The organism is Hydrogenophaga palleronii (assembly GCF_031457455.1).
In the GTDB taxonomy this organism is placed as follows: domain Bacteria; phylum Pseudomonadota; class Gammaproteobacteria; order Burkholderiales; family Burkholderiaceae_C; genus Hydrogenophaga; species Hydrogenophaga palleronii_A.
The window spans coordinates 23,823-40,808 of sequence record NZ_JAVDWU010000002.1; the positions used below are offsets into that span (position 1 = coordinate 23,823).

Consider the following 16,986-nt stretch of genomic DNA (forward strand, 5'->3'; position numbering starts at 1 on the left):
CCCTGCGCGACCTTTTCGGCGAGGCGGCCGACATCGCAGGCGCCTCGCTGACCCCCGATTCTATGGCCCCGACGGCCTCACAACACCTGAATGGCCCGATCCGGGGGGCGTCCGGGGGGCGGGCCTATGGGGTGAGGGCGATCAATCTGCCAGTGGCGGAACATGTCTCACCGCGCCAACGCGGGCAGGGGTCGGACCCGGTGCAGCCCAGGGCAGGGTGTCAGGCCCCCAGGCGCGGCGCGCTGGATCGAGACGCCGCAGCCACCGTGGCGTGGCTGCGCGCAAGCTGCTGCGACCATTTGCTCGCAAAGCGCTGCACCTCCGTCAGGCGCCGGGCCAGATCCGCGCCCTGAGAGGTGAGGCGGTAACCGTCTCCCCCGTGGTCCACCAGCTTGGCCGCGCGCAGCTCTTTCAGACGGGTATTGAGGGTGTTTGGAGTGACGCCGCCCACGCTGTCTTGCAGCAGGCGAAAGGTCTGAGGATGGCCATCGCTCAGGGCCCAGACCACCCGGATGGCATATCGGGACTCCAGCAAATCGAGCAACTGGACCATGGCAGCGTTGTCTCTCGCACTCATGCTTGTCTCCTGGGCGGCCTTCATTGGGCGCGTCAGTGCACTATAGGCCAGGAAAGCCCTTTTGCTACCCATTTGCTAGCTGTGTGCACTGCAGCAATAGGCCGCAGGCGGCGTGAGTGTGCACTTCTGCGCACGGCGGACCCCGCATGCGGATCAACACCAATTGACTGGTCGGCGGGTTTCAGCTTGCGAAGGCCTGTATTGGTGCAGCAGCGTGGCTGGCGCTTTGGGTGTTGTGGTTGCAAGCTGTCGTTGATTTCAGAAAAGTAAATCAAAAATGTTCATAATTCGGACCGCTCAGCAGCCATACAGAGCCTGATGAATTCCAATGGCATATTGGTTCCAGACCGCAGCGCCGAATTTCGGCCTGTCTGCCAGTCATGCCAAAGGGATCGTTCCCAAAGCAGCTTCCTATGGCGTACTCAAGGGCAGAGAGGCCGACTTTGTGGGGCGCATGCAAGGCATAGACATGGATGTGCGCATCTTTGTAGGGCAGGCGACGAGCCGGTACCCGGTGGTGCTCACCATCTACACGCCCAAAGGTGGCTTGAAACAACTTGCCGATGTGATCGAACGCAGCTGGGGGCAGCTTGCTTACATGGCCTGAGACCTCTTTGGCCACTTGCTTCCGACGCTCTTCCGCAAGCAGCCACGTATCGGAAGGCAAGCAAGCGGGTCCGGAAGCGAGGCTCTTGCTTGTGGAGTTGTTTGAGCGGCAATCCTTGCGCTTGCCTCAGCCCCGGTACACCTTCTTCAGCAAGTGAATCAATGTCTTGAGTTCTGCCGGCGTGAGCGAGTGGGTGGCGCCCTGCTCCAGGCTGGAAGCGGTGGCCTGGGCTTCGCGCTGGAGTTTCTTGCCTGAAGGGGTGAGATGCAGACCCTGAGCCCGGCGATCGGTGGGATGGGGGCGGCGTTCGATCAGTTCGCGTTTCTGCAGTTGTTTGATCATGCCCACCAGGTTGGGCGGCAGGATGTCGAGCGCGGCGCAGATCTGGCGGGAGGTGATGCCAGGGTTGTGCGCGATGAGCGTGAGCACGGAAAAATCGACCGGGCGCAAGCCATACGGCGCCATACGCTGCAGGAAGATGGTGATGACCGACAGGGCCGCACGGCGGGCGTTGTAGCCCAGGAGGCTTTCCAAGTAGCTGGTGTCGATGTCACCGGCGTCGCCTGCCGCAGCCTCGGCCGGTGATGGGGAGGAGCTTCTGGGCACGCGCGGACGGCGAAGGGCGTTGGCAACAGTGGTTTCTGGCATGGTCAGAGCATAGCTTGGCAGCGTGGCCCGCTTTTCGGGGGATTCTCGCTCACGCCGGTGTGAGCGTGGCGTTCATGGTCGCCAGGCGCATGTCAAATTCGGGCCAGACCCAGCGCCAGAAGCCCGTGTGTGCGGTTGACCAGCGCGTCGTACCTCCTGGATCAGCCATGTCGATGCGCGCCCAGGCCCAGGCCATCAGCACCAGGGCCAGAGCACGCAGAAAATCATCGGCCAGCCACTGGGCCGTGTCGATGGGGGCATCGGGGGACTGCAGGCGTGGCAGCAATTGTTGGCGTGTGAAGGCGGCGAGTTGCTCGATGGCCTGGCGGGCCCTTTGATATTGGGGCGCGTCGATCAAATCGTCGGTCAGGTCCGCTAGCACATGCAACAAGGCCTGACCACCGTCGGGAAGCACCTTGCGCAGCAACAGGTCAATCGCCTGGATTTCGTTCGTGCCCTCGTAGATCATGGCCACGCGGGCGTCGCGCACATGCTGTTCAATCCCCCATTCACGCACGTAGCCGTGGCCGCCGAACACTTGCAGGCAGGCGCTGGCGCCGGTAAAGGCCTGGTCGGTCCAAGCGGATTTGAGCACGGGCGTGACCAGACTGCACCAGCGGCTGGCGCTTTCGCGCCGCTCAGGGTCCGGGTGGTGCTTGAGGGTGTCGAGTTCCAGCGCGGTGCGGTAGGCGACCACACGGCCCGCGTCGATCCAGGCCCGTTGCGCATCAAGGATGCGGCGCATCGCAGGGTGGGCCTCGATGGCGTCCGCTTCCCCTGCTTTGGAGTGGCTTCCTGGCGCCCGCATCTGGCGCCGCTCTTTCGCGTAAGTGTCGGCCTTCTGCCAGGCGGCTTCCAGCAGGCCGATGCCTTGCAGGCCCACGTGCAGGCGCGCGGCGTTCATCATCACGAACATCGCGTTCAGGCCCTTGCCGGGTTCGCCCACGATCCATGCGGCTGCCTCGTCGAATCGCATCACGCAGGTGGGGCTGCCGTGCAGGCCCATTTTTTCTTCGATGCGTTCACAGACCACAGCACTTCTGCTGCCATCGCTGTAGAACTTCGGGCACAGGAACAGCGAGAGACCCTTGGGGCCAGGCGGCGAGTCTGGCAAGCGCGCCAGCACCAGGTGCACGATGTTGTCGGTGAGGTCGTGTTCACCGCCGGAAATGAAGATCTTGGTGCCACTCAGCGCGTATCGACCTTCCTTGTCGTTCGTCAGCGGCACGGCCCTGGTGCGCACCAGCCCCAGGTCGGAACCGGCGTGTGGCTCGGTCAGGCACATGGTGGCCAGCCATTCGCCGGTGGCCACTTTTTTCAGGTAACGCGCCTTGAGCGCGTCAGACGCGTGGTGCTTGATGCATTCGTACGCGCCGTGCAGCAGGCCGGGGGCCATGGTCCAGCCGTGGTTGGCCGCGCTGAGCATTTCGTACAGCATGGCTTCCAGCACCGTGGGCAGGCCCTGTCCACCGTCTTCGGTGGCGCAGGCCAGCGAGGGCCAGCCCGCTTGCCAGAACGCCTGGTAGGCGTCGCGAAAGCCCGGTGGCATCGTGACAGCGCCGTCCCTGAACTGCGCACCGGTCTCGTCGCCGTCGCGGTTCAGCGGCGCCACCACCTCGCCCACGAACTTGCCCGCTTCCTCCAGCACCTGCTGCATCAGGGCCTCGTCGGCTTCGGTGTGGGCAGGCAGGGCCTGCAGTTGCGCCGGGGCCTGCAGCACTTGCTGCAGGATGAATTGCATGTCGTCGGTGCGGGGCTGGAAGCTGTTCATGGATCGGTGCGTTACTTGCAGGTGAAGCTGGCGGCAGATTCGATGGGGCCGCTGCCCTTGTAGGTGGCCACGGTGGGGTAGGCGCACAGCGGGCGGGTGCGGTTGGGGGCCCAGTCTGCGGGAACGTCGTTGTTCACGCCACCGGCATTTCCCGGCCCACGGGCGGATGCGGTCACCGCCTGTGGTGCCTGGCCTTGTTCCACCCACTTCACCAGCGGGGACAGCAGGTCGAACTGATCCGTGGCCGGGCCGCCGCTGCAGTGCGCCATACCGGGCACGGGGAAGTAACGCGCAAAACGATCACCCTGACCGTCCAGGGCCTTGTCAAGCCGATGCATCCATTGGCGCGTGTCCTCGGCGGAGAAGATGGCGTCGGCCACGCCGTGGTAGATGATCATCTTCGCGCCCCTGGCCTGTAGCGCCCGCATGTTCGCCGGGCTCTCGTTGCCGGGTGGGCTCATGAGGGACAAGCCGGATTCGCGATAGACATCGTTGGTTGCGCTGAGCATGGGCAGGCGCGCGGCGATGTTGTCCTGCAGCGGGTCCACCCGCCCGGGCGGCACGCTGAAGATGGTGCCCACCGACAGCGGGTCCAGCGCGACCGAGTTGGTGAATTTCCATGTGGCCCAGTTGTCGGCGGCCAGGCCGGGGTCGAACGGGAAGGGGGCGTAGAAGGGCTTGCCGTCAGGGGTGCGGCCACCGTCGAACACGTTCTGCAGGACGGTCTTCTGTGCGGCGCTCAGGCACTGGCCGTTGCGCACGGCGGTGCAGGTGGGCACGGCGGTCTGCAGCTTGAAGGTGGATTGGCAGGCCTGGGTGGCCTGCACCAAGCCGTCGCGGGCGCCGTCGAGTGCGTCGCACTGGTTCAGGATGGCGTCGGCCACCAGCTTGCGCTCGCCCTTGGTGAGCGCACCACTGATGTCCGGGATGCGGGCGTTGGGGTTGAGTGGATGCTGGGTGGTGACGCCCGGTGTGGCCAGCGGCGCCCATTGCTGCGCGCCCCACAGCTGCGCCACGGCGGCCAGCGGCAGGCGGTAGCCCGGTGCGCCCACCAGGTAGCCGTCGTAGGCCTGGCCGCGCGCGGCTTCCACCATGGCGTGGCGGCCACCGTTGGAGCAGCCGCCAATGTAGGACCGATCAGGGGCCTTGCCGTAGGCGGCGGCAATCAGTGCCTTGGCCATGGGCGTGAGTTTGGCCACGGCCTGGTAACCATAGTCCAGGCGTGCTTGTGGCTCCAGGCCGAAGTAGGGGGTTTGTGCGCCAGTGTGGCCGGCGTCGGAGCTGATGACGGCGAAGCCTTGTGCGAGTGCGCCGGTGATGGGGCCGCCGCCGAGTGCGCCCTGGGCCGGGTGTACGTTGCCGTCCAGTCCGCCATTGCCCTGGTAGTAGAAGCGGCCGTTCCAGTCGTTGGGCAGGCGCATCTCGAACCCGATGGCGTAGTCGCGTCCATCGCTGCCCTTGCGCTGGTGCATCTCGCCTTTCACCAGGCAATGCGCACCCACGGCGGCACCGCCGGGTGCCACGCTGCCTGCTGCCACCGCCGCAGCAGACTGCAGACGCAATTGGTCGAACTGGAACTGACCCACCAGGGCGTCGCACTGGCGCAGGGCCGCACCCACGGCGGGCGCCAGGGGCTTGGCAGTCGGCTTCGATGGGCCGGATGCGGTGCCGCAGCCTGCCAGCGCGAGCACGAGCGCAGCGGGTAGCAGCGCCGGGGCTTGGCGGTGGGCGCGTGCTGCGGATGATTTTGTTGCGTTGTGAGCGGGTTTCATGTTGGTCTCCTTGTTGTGTGGAATCGAAAATTCCGGTGGCCATGCCCTGGGGTGAACGCTGGGATCCTCAGGCGGCCTGGCGCGCACTGCCCAGATAGGTCTCGATCACGCGTGGGTCGTGGGCCAGTTCGCTGGCGGGGCCCTGAGCGCTGACCTCGCCCATTTCCAGCACATAGCCGTGGTCGGCCACCTGCAGGGCGGCTCGCGCGTTCTGTTCCACCAGCACGATGGTCACGCCGGTTTCGCGCAGCCGCTCGATGATGGAAAAAATCTCTTTCACGATCAGCGGTGCCAGGCCCAGACTGGGTTCGTCAAGCATCAGCAGATCAGGCGCGGACATGAGCGCGCGGCCCACCGCCAGCATCTGGCGTTCACCACCAGAAAGCGTGCCAGCGAGTTGCACGCGCCGTTCCTGCAGGCGCGGGAAGATGCTGTAGACGTCGTCCAGCCGGCTGCGCCATTTCGCATTGCCCAGCCGCATCTGGCGGAAACCGCCGAGCAGCAGGTTGTCTTCCACCGGCATGGTGCCGAAGAGTTCGCGCTTTTCAGGCACCAGCGCCATGCCGTTCATCACGCGGTCTTCCAGCGTGAGGGTGCTGATGTCCTGGCCGCGAAACTCGATGCTGCCCTTGCCCGGCAGGATGCCCATGAGGGTGTTGAGCAAAGTGGATTTGCCCGCCCCGTTGGGCCCGATGACGGTGATGACGCCACCTTGGTCGGTCTGCAGATCGATACCGTGCAGCACCTCGGCGCGGCCGTAGCCGGCGCGCAGGCCTTTGACTTGGAGGATAGGGGTACTCATGTCAGTGCTCCGTTCCCAGGTAGGCTGCGCGAACCTTCGGATCTTGCTGGATCTGCGCCGGCGGGCCTTGCGTGAGCAGTGTGCCGAATTCCATCACCACGAGGTGGTCGCAGATCTGCATTACCAGGTCCATGTCGTGCTCGACCAGCAGGATGCTCATGCCTTCGTTCTTGAGCTGACGCAGCACGTCAGCCAGCGCCTGTTTCTCCTTGTGGCGAAGGCCGGCGGCGGGTTCGTCGAGCAGCAACAGCGTGGGGTCAGCGCAGAGCGCGCGGGCAATCTCCATCAGCCGCTGCGGCCCCATGGCCAGGTTGCCGGCCTGTTCATGCAGGTACTCGCCCATGCCCACGCGTTCCAACTGCCGCTGTGCTTCGCGGAACAACTGCTTTTCTTCCGAGCGGTTGGCGCGCAGCATGGCCGGTAGCACGCCCTTGCTGCCACGGGTGTGGGCGCCCAGGGCCACGTTCTCCAGCACGGTCATGTCGGCGATCATCTTCACGTGCTGGAAGGTGCGCGCCATGCCGCGTTTGGCGATGTCGCGCGATGGCAGGCCGCTGATGTTCTCGTTGCGGAACATCACCTCACCCCGTGTGGCCGGCAGCACGCCGGTGATGATGTTGAAGGTGGTGGACTTGCCTGCACCATTGGGGCCGATCAGGCCCACGATCTGCCCGGCATGGATCTGGAAGCTGATGTCGTTCACCGCCACCAGGCCGCCGAACTCCATGCGTGCCTTGCGCACGTCCAGCACCAGTGCGCCGGCTTCGGGTTTCTCGCGCTCTGCCAGTGGGGCTGCCTGTTGCCAGTCCACCGGGCGCGGGCGTTTGGGCAGGTGCCGCCCCACCAGCGACCACAGGCCGTCAGGCAGATACTTCAGCACCATCACCAGTGCAATGCCGAATACGATCACTTCGTAGCTGCCGCTGGTGCCCATGAGGCGCGGCAGCAGAACCTGCAACTGGTCTTCCAGCAGGCGGATGAGCCCGGCGCCCACGATGGCACCCCACACGTGGCCCACCCCGCCCACCACGGCCATGAAGAGGTACTCAATGCCCATCTTCAAACCGAAAGCCGAGGGGTTGACCGTGCGCTGGAAGTGCGCGAGCAACCAGCCCGCCACCGAAGCGAACAAGGCGGCCAGCACGAAGATGGTGACCTTGTAGCGGAAGGTGCTGATGCCCATCGCCTCGGCCATCTGCGAGCCACCCTTGAGCGAGCGGATGGCGCGGCCAGCTCGCGAGTCCAGCAGGTGCAGCAGCGCAGCGGCAAAGCACAGCAGGATGGCCCAGGTGAGCACGAAGAAGGCACGGCCCTGGCCGATGTCGAAGTCGCCGATGGACAGGCTCTTGATGCCCAGCAGACCGTCGTATTTGCCCAGACCGTCCAGGTTGCCCATGAGGTAGTAGAGCGACAGACCCCAGGCTATTGTTGCCAGCGGCAGGTAGTGGCCCGACATGCGCAAGGTGATCAGGCCCACCAGCAGCGCACTGCCAGCCGTGAGGCCCATGCCGATGAACAGCGTGAGCCAGGGCGAGATGCCGGTGTTGAGCGTGAGCCACGCCGTGGTGTAGGCCCCGATGCCGACGAACGCCGCCTGACCGAAGGAGGTGAGGCCGCCCACGCCGGTGAGCAGCACCAGCCCCATCACCGTCATGCTGTACATGCCGATGTAGTTGAGCTGGGCGATCCAGAAATCGGGCAGGGGAAGCACCGCGATCAGGGGGATGGCGGCGGCCAGTACCAGCAGGCCGATGTTTTGCAAATTCTTCATTTCAGTGGTCCTCTTCTGAATGGCCACTGCGCAAAGAGCGAATCAAGAGCACCGGAAGAATCAGCGTGAACACGATGACTTCCTTGAACGCACTGGCCCAGAAGGAACCGAAGGCTTCGATCACGCCCACGAACAAGGCCGCGATCAGCGCACCGGGGTAGCTGGCGAGGCCGGCGGCCACGGCAGCGACAAAGCCTTTTAATCCGATGAGGAAGCCGGAGTCGTAGAACACGGTGGTGGTGGGGCCGATGAGCAGGCCCGAGAGGGCGCCGATGAACGCGGCCATGGTGAAGGTCAACTGGCCCGATGCCTGCGATGAAATGCCCATGAGCCGCGCACCGGTGCGGTTCACGGCGGTGGCGCGCAGCGCCTTGCCACGCAGGGAGCGTTCGAAGTACAGCCACAGCATCACAATGAGTGCCACGGCGGCCAGCGCGGTGATGATGGCCTGGCCGGAGAGCATCACCGGGCCAACGTTCAGGCGAAGGTCCCAGAACGCGGGGTTGCGGAAACCTTCGGCGCCGAAGAAAACGAGCCCCAGGCCCGTCATGGCGAAGTGCACGCCCACGGAGACGATCAGCAGCACCAGCGGCGTGGCGCTCTCCAGCGACTGGTAAGCCACGCGGTAGACCAGGGGGCCGTACACGGTGACCACGGCCACGCTCAGTGCCGCCTGTACCGCCAGCGGGAATTGTTGTGGCGCTGCCCAGATGGCCACACCGGCCACCACCATGGGCACAAACAGCATGCGCCCGGCGGCTTTGAACGCGACCAGCGCGTTGCGGTGGTGCTGCCAGCGACCGGAAAGCTCCATCAGCGCGGCCACCGTGGCCAGCAGCATCAGCAGCCATACGGTGCCCGGTACGCGGCCGGTCTGAAAGATGGCCAGGGTGAGTGCGCCGTAGGCCACGAACTCCCCCTGGGGAATGAAGATGATCCGCGTGACGGTGAACACCAGCACCGTGGCCAGCCCGAGCAGGGCGTACACCGCACCGTTGGTCAAACCGTCCAGCAGGAGAATGCTGGCAATGGAGAAATCCATATAAACCTTTCACCCCCCGCGTCGCCTTCGGCGCCACCCCCCTCTCTCGCCTTCGGCGGGAGGGGGGCGACACCTCGGGCCGGCAAAGCCGGACCCTCGGTGTCCCTGGATGGCGTTGCCTCAGGCGAGGCGGGTGTGTGTTTGCGGGGGGTGCTTGCTTATTCGACTTTGAATTTGCCGTCTACAACCTTCAGCATGACCCCTGTCTCCAGGGTGAAGCCCCAGTGGTCGGCGGGTGTCCAGTTCATCACGCCGTGCGAGAAGATCGTGCGGCCCATGGTTTCGATGCTGTCGCGCAGCGCTGCGCGGAATTCAGGTGTGCCGGGCTTGGCCTTCTGCAGCGCCATGGGGATCACTTTCTCCAGCGTGATCTCTGCGTCGTAGGCGTGGCCCGCGAACTGGTTGCGCAGGCCGGCGCCCACGGCCTTTTCATACTTCTGCACAAAGTCAACCGCCACCGCCTTGGAAGGATGGCTGTCAGGCAACTGCTCGGCGATCACGGCCGGGCCGGAGACCACGTAGGCGCCCTCGACGGCCTTGCCGCCCACACGCATCAGGTCTTGCGTGGCCGCAGCATGGGTCTGGTAGATCTTGCCCTTGAAGCCACGGTCGACCATGGCCATGTGCGGCATGGCCGCGCCGCTGCCGGAGGCCACGATCAGCACCGCGTCGGGATTAGCGGCGTTGATCTTCAGGGCCTGCGGGGTCACGCTGGTGTCGGTGCGGGCGAAGCGCTCGGTGGCCACGATCTTGATACCAGCCTTGTCCAGCAGCGGGCCGACTTCCTTCAGCCACTGTTCGCCATAAGCGTCGGTGTAGCCCAGGAAGCCAATGGTCTTCACGCCTTGCTTCTTCATGTGCTCCACCACGGCGTGGCCCATGACGGTGTTGGACTGGGGCAGGCGGAACACCCACTTGTCCTTGCCGGGCGGCAGGCCCACGGGGGACGCGGCGAGCTGCACGGTGCCGGCTTCGGATGCGATGTCGCTCATGGCGGCAGCCACGGCGGTGATGCACGAGCCGATGATCATGTCCACCTTGTCTTCGGTGACGAAGCGGCGCGCATTGGCCGCACCTTTGCCGGGGTCGGTGGCGTCGTCCAGGATGATCAGGTTGACCTTTTCACCAGCGATGGTCTTGGGAAACAGCTTGAACTGGTTCTGCATCGGAATGCCCAGGCCGGAGCCCGGTCCGGTCAGCGCCAGGCTCACGCCGATATTGATGTCCGCCTGCGCGGCGCCCGCCAGGGTGGTGATGGCCAGGGCGAGCAGGGTTTTTGTGTATTTCATGAGATGTCTCCTCATTGAGGGTGGTAGGGAAAGGACCGGGGAACGCTTGAAACTCTTTTTATTGATCGTCTGTGCACAGCGCCCGGACGTCCGCAGGCACCGGGATCGCCTTGATGCGGTCGGGTTCGTCAGGGGGGTGGATCACGAAGGCGCGCGTTTCAGAGCCTTCGCAGATCAGCTCGTCACCTCGTCTGATGGTGTGCTGGTGAATGAACACTTTGTGGCGCCACTCCCCCACATGCGTGTGCACCTGCAGGCGATCGCCGTAAGAAGCAGGCCGGAAGAAGCGCACATGCGCTTCCACCAGTGGCGTGCCCACGATGCCGCGTGTGCGCAGCAGTTCGCGCCAAGGCGGCACACCGCATTGCCGAAAGAAATTGAGCGAAGACGCGTCCATCCACTTCGAGAAGTTCGGGTAGAAGACGATGCCTGCGGGGTCGCAGTCGCCGAACATCACCTCGACCTCGTAGACGACGGTTTTGGTCATCAGCGTGGTGCCATTCTGAGCGCGCCATCCAGCCGTATCACTTCACCATTCAGATGCCCGTTGGTCACGATGTGCGCGGCCAGCTGCGCGAACTCTTCGGGTTTGCCCAGGCGCGAGGGGAACGGGATCGATGCGGCCAGCGACTGCTGCACCGGCTCGGGCAGCTGCTTCATGAGCGGCGTGGCAAACAGGCCCGGTGCCACAGTGCACACGCGGATGCCGTGCTGTGCCAGGTCGCGCGCCATGGGCAGGGTCATGCCCACCAGGCCGCCTTTGGAGGCGCTGTAGGCCTGCTGGCCCACCTGGCCGTCAAAGGCGGCCACCGAGGCGGTGAACATCATCACGCCGCGCTCGCCGTCTTCCATGGGCGCGAGCTTCACGCATTCGGCCGCGAACAGGCGGCTGATGTTGTAGCTGCCGATCAGGTTCACATTGATCACCCGGGCGAAATCTTCCAGCGGCGCGGCATTGCCGTCTTTTCCCACCACGCGCTTGGCGGTGCCGATGCCGGCGATGTTCATCAGGATGCGCGCCGGGCCGTGCGCGGCTGTGGCCTTGGCCAGCGCTGCCATCACACTCTCGGTGTTTGTGATGTCGCAGCTGCAGGCCACGCCACCGATGTCGGCCGCGACCTTTTCCGCCAGCTCGGTGTTGACGTCGAGCACGGCGACCTTGGCGCCCAGGCGGGCCAGTTCGCGGGCCACGGCCTCGCCCAGGCCGGAGGCGCCACCAGTGACGAGTGCGGCATGTCCTTGGATGTTCATGATGGGTGTCGCTTTCAGGCTTGGGGTTTGAGGATGTTCGGGGCGGTGTCGGCGTGCAGGGCCTGCACCAGGGCATCGCGGTGCTTGAGCACCATGCGCTGGTTGATGGAGCCCTTGTCGGTGATCTCGCCCAGGTCGATGGAGGGCGGGTCGCTCAGCAGAACGGCACGTGCGATGCGCGTAGCACTGCCGGTGGCGGTTTTGGCCAGTTCGTTGATGACGAACTGGAAGTGCTCGACCACGTCGGGGTGATTCAGCACCTCGACCATGGGGGCCGTGGCCGGCAGGCCGCTCAGGGTTCGCACGTGCTGGGTCGGGAAGATCATGGCGCCCACTTCCTTCAGGTTCAGGCCGGTGAGCACCACGTCCTGCACATAGGGCGCACCGGCCGCGATCACCTTGGAGCGCATCGGGCCCACGCTCACAAAGGTGCCGGTGCTGAGCTTGAAGTCTTCGGCGATGCGGCCGTCGAAGCGCAGGCCCTTGTGGATGTCGTCGGGGTCGATCCAGGTGACGGCGTCGCCGCTGCAGAAGAAGCCTTCTTCGTCGAAGGCTTCTTGCGTGGCTTCCGGGCTGCGCCAGTAGCCAGGCGTGATGTTGGGGCCCTTGTAGCGCACCTCGGTCTTGCCGTCCACATCGACCAGCTTGATCTCCAGGCCCGGCGTGGGTACGCCCAGGTCGCCGGCTTTCACGTTGGCGCTGTTGACCGACAGCGCGAAGGGGCCGGACTCGGTCATGCCCAGGCCAGTGCACATCACGATGCGTTCGCCAATCTCGCGTTCCTGGCATTCGTGCAGCGCGTCCCAGATGGGCTGCGACAAGGCTGCGGCCGCATAGAAAAACATGCGCACGCGGCTGAGCAGGTTCTTGCGCAGCACGTCGTCGGTCTTCATCACGTCGGCGATCACTTCAAAGCCGGTGGGCACGTTGAAGTACACCGTGGGCGCGATCTCGCGCAGGTTGCGCAGGGTTTCACCCATGAGCGCGGGCACCGGCTTGCCATCGTCGATGTAGAGCGTGCCGCCGTTGTAGACCACCATGCCGAAGTTGTGGTTGCCGCCGAAGGTGTGGTTCCAGGGCAGCCAGTCCACCAGCACCAGGGGGTCCTGCGTCAGCGGCGTCATGGACTGGCGCATCTGCTGTTGGTTGGCGCACCACATGCGGTGGGTGTTAATCACCGCCTTGGGTAGCTTGGTGGAGCCGGAGGTGAACAGGAACTTGGCGATGGTGTCTGGCGTGACGCGGGCGGCAGCTTCGTCGACGGTTGCGGTGGCTTCCGTGGCAAGCAACTCTGCGAATGTGAAGACCTTGCCCGAGGCGCGCTCGTAACCATTCACCTGACTCAGCACCACGTCGCAGTCGGCCGGTACGGCGGCATCAATCGCCTTGGCGTAGCGTGCGCCGTCGCTGGCGAACACCAGGCCGGGCGTGAGCGTGGCCATCACATGCTTGAGCTTGCCGTGGTCGGTGCTGATGGTGGAGTAGGCCGGCGAGGTGGAGCAGTAGGGCACACCCACGTAAAGGCAGGCCAGCGAAAGCAGGGCGTGGTCGAGGTCGTTTTCGCTCAACATCACCACCGGCCGCTCGGCGTTCAAGCCGCGGTCGATCAGGGCCTGGCCGATGCGCCGTGCGCCGTCGAGCGCCTGCGCAAAGCTCAGGTGCTGCCAGTCACCGGCGCTGCCGTCGGCGTGGCGCTCGCGCCGTGCAAACAGGGTGCGGTCCGGGGCGACGCGGGCCCAGTGCGCCAGGCGTTCGCCCATGGTGGGGGCGTAGGGCAGCAGTTCGGGTTCACCGCGCAGGTAGCGCACGCCGCTGGCGCCCTCGCGCATCAGAACGCGGGGCACGCCGAAGGCCATCGGGCGGTATTTGGGCTGGGGTGATGCGCTGCTCATTGCCTTGTCTCCATGCGTCGCTTGTCGAAATACGGCGACCCCTCGTAGGGTCTGGTTGAAAGACGCTCAGTCTTTGCGAACTTTGTTGGCCCGGCCTTCCAGGAAGGCCTTCACACGCTCTTTCGCCTCGGGCGCTGACTGCGCAATCGCGGCCATGAGGGCCTCGGTCATCAAGCCGTGATCGGCTGTCTGGTCGGCGATGCGGGGCAGCACATGGGTGAGCGCGAAGTTGGTGGTGGGCGCGTTCTGCGCAATCTTCTCGGCCAGTTCCATGGCCTTGGCCAACGCCTGGCCGGCGGGCACCAGGTACTGCGCGAAGCCGGCGCGCTCGCCATCCTGTGCGTTGTAGACGCGGCCGGTCAGCATCATGTCGGTCATGCGTGCCACGCCTACCAGACGCGGTACACGCACCGAACCGCCGCCACCCACGAAGATGCCGCGCGAACCTTCTGGCAGCGCGTAGAAGGTGGATTCGTCGGCCACGCGGATGTGCGTGGCGCTGGCCAGTTCCAGGCCACCGCCCACCACCGCACCGTGCAGCGCTGAGACCACGGGCACCGGGCCGAACTGCACGGCATCCAGCGCCTTGTGCCACATGCGCGAATGGTGCATGCCGCCCACGGCGTCGCGCTCGCTGAGTTCGCTCAGGTCCAGGCCGGCGCAGAAGTGCTCGCCTTCGCCTTCAATGACCGCAGCTTTCACTTCTGGGCTCAGATTCTCAAACACGTCGCGCAGGCCCAGTACGAGCGCATCGTTGATGGCGTTGCGCTTGGCCGGGCGGGTCAGCCGGATCAGCGCCACAGCGCCCCGGATCTCAAGGGAAAGTTCGTCGGTCATGCGCGTCGTGGTCATCGGATTTCCTTGCTTCAGGCCATTGCGTTGGCGGGTCAATCTCGTTATAGTCTATAACCAAATGCAGCTGCGTACAACGCTGAAACAGACAACCTAGGGTTTGTACCAATGGGTGTTTTTTTCGGAAAGAAGCACACCGGCTGACGCCATTTCAATCCCGCTGGAGACAAACATGCAAGCGTTCATTCCCTATGGCATCTACTGGTCCACGCCCTTTTCCAAATGGCAAGGGTCACTGGCAAACATGAACGCGCTGCCGCTGGCCGCTGCGGTGGGCAAGCAGGCACTGGGCGCTCGCGGCTTCGACATGGCGCAGATCGACCTGGGCCTGCTGGGCATCACCAACCCGCAAAAGGGCAGCTTCTATGGCCTGCCCTACGTGACAGGCCTCATGGGCATTGACCGCGTGGCCGGCCCCACGGTGCAGCAGGCCTGTGCCACCAGCGTGCGCGCACTGCAGATGGCCGCACAGGAAGTGGTGTGCGGCACGGCGCAGTGTGCGCTGCTGGTGATGGCCGACCGCCAGTCCAACGGTCCGGTGGTGTTCTACCCGGATCCCACCGGCACCGGCGGCTACGGCATCACCGAAAACTGGGTGCCGGACAACATGGGCCACGACCCCTACGCCAAGAACCCCATGCTGCAGACCGGCGAGAACGTGGCCGCGCGGTACGGCATCAGCACCGCCGAACAACATGAACTGAAGCTGCACCGCTACCACCAGTACCTGGACGCATTGGCCAGTGACCGCGCTTTCCAGAAGCGCTACATGGTGGACGTGCCGCTGTCGGATTCGAAATTCCGCAAGCAGACCGGTACCTTGGCTGTGGACGAAGGCGTCTTCCCCACCACGGCCGAAGGCCTGGCCAAACTCAAGCCGGTGAAAGAGGGCGGCACCATCACCTTTGGTGGTCAGACCCACCCGGCCGACGGCAACGCCGGCGCCATCGTGACCACCCGCGAGCGGGCTCGCGAGGTGGCCACCGACAAGGGCATAGAGGTCGAGATTCTCGGGTTCGGAATGGCACGGGTCGAGCCCGGCTACATGCCCATGGCGCCTTCGCCCGCGGCGATCAACGCCATGAAGAACGCCGGCCTGGAGATCGGCGGCATCGACGTCATCAAGACCCACAACCCGTTCGCCGTGAACGACATTGCGCTGGCGCGCGACACCGGCTTTGCCTGGCAGAAGATGAACAACTACGGCAGCTCCATCGTCTGGGGCCACCCGCAGGCGCCGACTGGCATGCGCGCCATCATTGAAATGATCGAAGAGCTGGTGCTGCGCGGCGGCGGCGTGGGCCTGTTCACCGGCTGTGCGGCTGGCGACAGTGGCTACGCCACCGTGATCCGTGTGACCGAAAGCCGCAAAGGTTAAAACCATGAAACACTTCTCTGCTCGTTTTGCCAACACCTGGCTGGTTGATGGCGTGCGCACACCCATGGTCGACTACTGCGGTGCCTTTGGCGCGCTCTCGCCCACCGACATGGGCATCAAGGCCGCGCGTGCCGTGATCGAGCGCGCCGGCGTGCCGGCGACCGACGTGGACTCGGTGATCACCGGCTCCATGGCGCAGGCCGACTTCGATGCCTTCGTGTTGCCGCGCCACATCGGCCTCTACGCAGGCGTGCCCATGCAGGTGCCGTCCATTCTGGTTCAGCGCATCTGCGGCACCGGCTTCGAGCTGTTTCGCCAGGCGGCCGACCAGATCGCGCTGGGCTACGCCGAGCTGGCGCTGGTGGTGGGCACCGAGTCGATGACGCGCAACCCCATTGCCGCCTACACGCACCGCACCGGCTTTAAGCTGGGCGCGCCCGTGGAGTTCAAGGATTTCCTGGTGGAGGCATTGAATGACACCGCCGGCCCGGTGACCATGATTGAGACCGCCGAGAACCTGGCCAGGAAGTACGGCATCAGCCGCGCCGATGTGGACGCCTACGCCGCGCGCTCCTTCGAGCTCGCGCTCAAGGCTCAGGCAGACGGTTTTCATGCGGGGGAAATTGTTCCCGTGGTCAACGAAGACTTCGCCCTGGACGGTTACCACACGCGCGGCATCCGCCTGCCGCGCAAGATGGACCAGGTGACGCAGGACACCCACCCGCGGCCGTCGCCGGTGGAGGCGCTGGCCAAGTTGCGACCCGTGTACGCCGGTGGCGTGCAGACCGCAGGCAACAGCTCGGCGCTGGTGGACGCCGCCGTGGGCGCGCTGGTGGCCAGCGACGCTTATGTGAAACGCAACGGCCTGAAGCCCCTGGCCCGCCTGGTGGGCGCGGCCGCCGTGGGTGTGCCGCCAGAGATCATGGGCATTGGCCCGGCGCCAGCCATTCGCGCGCTGCTGGAGCGCTGCGAGCTCACGCTGAACGACATTGACCTGTTCGAAATCAACGAAGCCCAGGGTGCACAGACCGTGGCGGTGGAGCGTGAACTGGGGCTGAACCGCGACAAGCTCAACGTGAACGGCGGCGCGATTGCGCTGGGCCACCCGCTGGCGGCCACCGGTGTGCGCCTGACCGTGACGCTGGCGCGTGAGCTGAAGCGCCGGGGTTTGCGGTATGGGATTTCTTCTGCCTGTGTGGGTGGTGGGCAGGGGATGGCGCTATTGGTAGAGGTTTGATCCCCCCGCCGCGCTTTCGCGCGACCCCCCTTTGAAAGGGGGGCGCTGCCTTGGACCGGCGGAGCCGGATCCTTGTCAGCCCTTGATGGGGCATCGC

General features: G+C 65.1%; 15 protein-coding genes. 3 read left to right on the forward strand and 12 right to left on the reverse strand.

Features of this window, described 5'->3' with window-relative positions; all coding sequences use genetic code 11:
* Positions 1 to 220: 220 nt before the first annotated feature.
* On the reverse strand, positions 221 to 577 hold the full coding sequence (locus J2W49_RS04710) for a winged helix-turn-helix transcriptional regulator (protein ID WP_310312272.1): 357 nt from the start codon (positions 575 to 577) through the stop codon (positions 221 to 223).
* A gap of 328 nt (positions 578 to 905) precedes the next feature.
* Here J2W49_RS04710 and J2W49_RS04715 point away from each other — a divergent pair, with 328 nt between their 5' ends.
* A complete protein-coding gene (locus J2W49_RS04715) occupies positions 906 to 1,184 on the forward strand; it encodes a hypothetical protein (RefSeq protein WP_310312274.1) in 279 nt (92 codons plus the stop codon).
* Positions 1,185 to 1,310: 126 nt separating this feature from the next.
* On the opposite strand, the gene J2W49_RS04720 is transcribed toward J2W49_RS04715, so the two are convergent.
* The 11 genes from J2W49_RS04720 to J2W49_RS04770 form a co-directional block, all read right to left on the reverse strand.
* Positions 1,311 to 1,832 carry a MarR family winged helix-turn-helix transcriptional regulator gene (locus J2W49_RS04720; RefSeq protein ID WP_310312277.1) on the reverse strand — a complete coding sequence of 174 codons (522 nt, stop codon included), beginning with the start codon at positions 1,830 to 1,832 and terminating at the stop codon, positions 1,311 to 1,313.
* Between the two features lie 49 nt (positions 1,833 to 1,881).
* On the reverse strand, positions 1,882 to 3,603 hold the full coding sequence (locus J2W49_RS04725; protein WP_310312280.1) for an acyl-CoA dehydrogenase family protein: 1,722 nt from the start codon (positions 3,601 to 3,603) through the stop codon (positions 1,882 to 1,884).
* 11 nt (positions 3,604 to 3,614) lie between these two features.
* A complete protein-coding gene (locus J2W49_RS04730; RefSeq protein ID WP_310312283.1) occupies positions 3,615 to 5,375 on the reverse strand; it encodes a tannase/feruloyl esterase family alpha/beta hydrolase in 1,761 nt (586 codons plus the stop codon).
* Positions 5,376 to 5,442: 67 nt separating this feature from the next.
* Positions 5,443 to 6,177 carry an ABC transporter ATP-binding protein gene (locus J2W49_RS04735; protein ID WP_310312286.1) on the reverse strand — a complete coding sequence of 245 codons (735 nt, stop codon included), beginning with the start codon at positions 6,175 to 6,177 and terminating at the stop codon, positions 5,443 to 5,445.
* A 1-nt stretch (position 6,178) separates the two neighbouring features.
* Positions 6,179 to 7,948 (reverse strand): branched-chain amino acid ABC transporter ATP-binding protein/permease, encoded by a 1,770-nt coding sequence (locus tag J2W49_RS04740; RefSeq protein WP_310312289.1) that lies wholly within the window; start codon positions 7,946 to 7,948, stop codon positions 6,179 to 6,181.
* 1 nt (position 7,949) lies between these two features.
* Entirely contained in the window at positions 7,950 to 8,990 is a 1,041-nt protein-coding gene (locus J2W49_RS04745) for a branched-chain amino acid ABC transporter permease (RefSeq protein ID WP_310312291.1), read from the reverse strand.
* A 158-nt stretch (positions 8,991 to 9,148) separates the two neighbouring features.
* Complete coding sequence (locus J2W49_RS04750) at positions 9,149 to 10,279, reverse strand: ABC transporter substrate-binding protein (protein WP_310312295.1); 1,131 nt, start codon at positions 10,277 to 10,279, stop codon at positions 9,149 to 9,151.
* A 58-nt stretch (positions 10,280 to 10,337) separates the two neighbouring features.
* The gene (locus J2W49_RS04755) at positions 10,338 to 10,766 is read right to left on the reverse strand and encodes an acyl-CoA thioesterase (protein ID WP_310312298.1); all 429 of its coding nucleotides are present in this window, start codon (positions 10,764 to 10,766) and stop codon (positions 10,338 to 10,340) included.
* Positions 10,766 to 11,530 carry an SDR family NAD(P)-dependent oxidoreductase gene (locus J2W49_RS04760; RefSeq protein WP_310312302.1) on the reverse strand — a complete coding sequence of 255 codons (765 nt, stop codon included), beginning with the start codon at positions 11,528 to 11,530 and terminating at the stop codon, positions 10,766 to 10,768. The genes J2W49_RS04755 and J2W49_RS04760 overlap by 1 nt, the downstream gene beginning before the upstream one ends.
* 14 nt (positions 11,531 to 11,544) lie before the next feature.
* On the reverse strand, positions 11,545 to 13,422 hold the full coding sequence (locus J2W49_RS04765; protein ID WP_310312305.1) for a feruloyl-CoA synthase: 1,878 nt from the start codon (positions 13,420 to 13,422) through the stop codon (positions 11,545 to 11,547).
* A gap of 66 nt (positions 13,423 to 13,488) precedes the next feature.
* The gene (locus J2W49_RS04770) at positions 13,489 to 14,274 is read right to left on the reverse strand and encodes a crotonase/enoyl-CoA hydratase family protein (RefSeq protein ID WP_405000988.1); all 786 of its coding nucleotides are present in this window, start codon (positions 14,272 to 14,274) and stop codon (positions 13,489 to 13,491) included.
* 172 nt (positions 14,275 to 14,446) lie between these two features.
* Here J2W49_RS04770 and J2W49_RS04775 point away from each other — a divergent pair, with 172 nt between their 5' ends.
* Together J2W49_RS04775 and J2W49_RS04780 are read left to right on the forward strand one after the other, a co-directional pair.
* The gene (locus tag J2W49_RS04775) at positions 14,447 to 15,652 is read left to right on the forward strand and encodes a thiolase family protein (RefSeq protein ID WP_310312308.1); all 1,206 of its coding nucleotides are present in this window, start codon (positions 14,447 to 14,449) and stop codon (positions 15,650 to 15,652) included.
* A gap of 4 nt (positions 15,653 to 15,656) precedes the next feature.
* Entirely contained in the window at positions 15,657 to 16,889 is a 1,233-nt protein-coding gene (locus J2W49_RS04780) for a thiolase family protein (RefSeq protein ID WP_310312311.1), read from the forward strand.
* Positions 16,890 to 16,986: the final 97 nt, after the last annotated feature.

Coding starts and splice junctions, on each gene's coding strand:
- J2W49_RS04710 (WP_310312272.1), bottom strand. CDS start 577: ATGAGTGCGAGAGACAACGCTGCCATGGTCCAGTTGCTCGATTTGCTG.
- J2W49_RS04715 (WP_310312274.1), top strand. CDS start 906: ATGGCATATTGGTTCCAGACCGCAGCGCCGAATTTCGGCCTGTCTGCC.
- J2W49_RS04720 (WP_310312277.1), bottom strand. CDS start 1,832: ATGCCAGAAACCACTGTTGCCAACGCCCTTCGCCGTCCGCGCGTGCCC.
- J2W49_RS04725 (WP_310312280.1), bottom strand. CDS start 3,603: ATGAACAGCTTCCAGCCCCGCACCGACGACATGCAATTCATCCTGCAG.
- J2W49_RS04730 (WP_310312283.1), bottom strand. CDS start 5,375: ATGAAACCCGCTCACAACGCAACAAAATCATCCGCAGCACGCGCCCAC.
- J2W49_RS04735 (WP_310312286.1), bottom strand. CDS start 6,177: ATGAGTACCCCTATCCTCCAAGTCAAAGGCCTGCGCGCCGGCTACGGC.
- J2W49_RS04740 (WP_310312289.1), bottom strand. CDS start 7,948: ATGAAGAATTTGCAAAACATCGGCCTGCTGGTACTGGCCGCCGCCATC.
- J2W49_RS04745 (WP_310312291.1), bottom strand. CDS start 8,990: ATGGATTTCTCCATTGCCAGCATTCTCCTGCTGGACGGTTTGACCAAC.
- J2W49_RS04750 (WP_310312295.1), bottom strand. CDS start 10,279: ATGAAATACACAAAAACCCTGCTCGCCCTGGCCATCACCACCCTGGCG.
- J2W49_RS04755 (WP_310312298.1), bottom strand. CDS start 10,766: ATGACCAAAACCGTCGTCTACGAGGTCGAGGTGATGTTCGGCGACTGC.
- J2W49_RS04760 (WP_310312302.1), bottom strand. CDS start 11,530: ATGAACATCCAAGGACATGCCGCACTCGTCACTGGTGGCGCCTCCGGC.
- J2W49_RS04765 (WP_310312305.1), bottom strand. CDS start 13,422: ATGAGCAGCGCATCACCCCAGCCCAAATACCGCCCGATGGCCTTCGGC.
- J2W49_RS04770 (WP_405000988.1), bottom strand. CDS start 14,274: ATGACCACGACGCGCATGACCGACGAACTTTCCCTTGAGATCCGGGGC.
- J2W49_RS04775 (WP_310312308.1), top strand. CDS start 14,447: ATGCAAGCGTTCATTCCCTATGGCATCTACTGGTCCACGCCCTTTTCC.
- J2W49_RS04780 (WP_310312311.1), top strand. CDS start 15,657: ATGAAACACTTCTCTGCTCGTTTTGCCAACACCTGGCTGGTTGATGGC.